Origin of the sequence: Aquitalea sp. ASV11, assembly GCF_016429185.1 — a bacterium.
Lineage (GTDB): Bacteria > Pseudomonadota > Gammaproteobacteria > Burkholderiales > Chromobacteriaceae > Aquitalea > Aquitalea pelogenes.
This window is the reverse complement of record NZ_JAELUD010000196.1, coordinates 1-327: the sequence shown is the minus strand read 5'-3', so window position 1 is coordinate 327 and position 327 is coordinate 1. Positions and strand designations below refer to the sequence as shown.

General features: G+C 74.6%; 1 protein-coding gene. It reads right to left on the bottom strand.

Annotation, left to right across the window (positions count from 1 at the left end):
• Window positions 1-83: 83 nt before the first annotated feature.
• On the bottom strand, window positions 84-327 hold a 244-nt coding region (locus JHD62_RS21680; protein ID WP_199104609.1), incomplete at its 5' end, for a hypothetical protein.

The window sequence follows — 327 nt, the reverse complement described above, 5'->3', positions numbered from 1 at the left end:
ACGCACCCCTGTTCATGCAAGATGCGTTGACTTACCCCCGCCCGGCCTTGGACAATCCGCTTTTGCTTTCTCATGCCGGAATGTCATTGGAATCGCTTGCCGACTTTTTCCAGCCGGGCATTGCGCCTGTCTCTTATACACATCTGACGCTGCCGACGAACAGTAAGATGTGGGGGTGGGGGGGGGGGGGGGGGGGGGGAGAAGGGGGGGGGGGGGGGGGGGGGGGGGGGGGGGGGGGGGGGGGGGGGGGGGGGGGGGGGGGGGGGGGGGGGGGGGGGGGGGGGGGGGGGGGGGGGGGGGGGGGGGGGGGGGGGGGGGGGGGGGGGG